The following is an 895-nucleotide window of genomic DNA, read 5'->3' on the forward strand; positions in this document are numbered from 1 at the left end:
GGGTGTCGGTCACTTGAACCGAAGCATCACCGCCCAATTGCAGGTTTTCGAAGGTACGGCCGTCGATATCCACGGCCGACTTGATGCCGAGGGTGATTTCGCCGCTGTCCAGATAGACGTCATCGCCCTGTGCCGCGTGCTCGTAAGGCGCGCTGGTCTCGCCAGCCTTGATGGTGACCTGGGCATTGTTGCTCAGGGTCACGACCAAGTCGTGCGCCAGGGCGGTGTTGATGTGAACGGTGAAGGTCGGCTTGACGTTCTCGGCCACCGAAGCCTGATCGGCTGTAATAGTGACCTTGACCAAATCGCCTTCGTTGCCCGGAGTACCCGGTTCGTCGGTGACGGTGGTGCTGACCTGGGTTTTATCCAGGGTCAGTTGCTCGAACTTGTCGACGTCTGCGCCTTCAACGGTGGCGATGGACTTCACGACGGGGTCATTAGCACCGACATAGACGTTGTCAGGCGCGGTGACGGTGACCGAAGCCGTGGTGCCGTTGGCCGGGATGGTGATGACGGTAGTGCCGTCGCTCAACGTGAAGGTCAGGGCGCCGTGGTTGTTGATCGGCAGACCGTCTTTGTTGGTCAGGGTGATGGTGTAGGTGATCTCACCGCCTTCGGTGACCGAAGGCGTGGCGGTCAGCTTGGCCACGACTTCGTCGGTGGTGTCGGTCACCTGAACCGAAGCATCGCCGCCCAGTTGCAGGTTTTCGAAGGTACGGCCATCGACATCCACCGCCGACTTGATACCCAGGCTGATCTCGTCCGAGTCTTTGTAGACGTCGTCGCCCTGTGCATCGTGGGTGTACGGCGCGCTGGTTTCGCCCGCCTTGATGGTGACCTGAGCATTGTTGCTCAGGGTCACGACCAGGTCGTGCGCCAGGGCGGTGTTGATGTG

At 60.6% G+C, this 895-nt stretch carries 1 protein-coding gene; it reads right to left on the reverse strand.

What is annotated here, in order from left to right:
• Positions 1 to 895 (reverse strand): immunoglobulin-like domain-containing protein (locus APH42_RS30280; protein WP_374701068.1); only part of this gene is annotated, 895 nt, incomplete at both ends.

Origin of the sequence: Pseudomonas sp. NBRC 111140 (genome assembly GCF_001320885.1) — a bacterium.
In the GTDB taxonomy this organism is placed as follows: Bacteria; Pseudomonadota; Gammaproteobacteria; order Pseudomonadales; family Pseudomonadaceae; genus Aquipseudomonas; species Aquipseudomonas putida_P.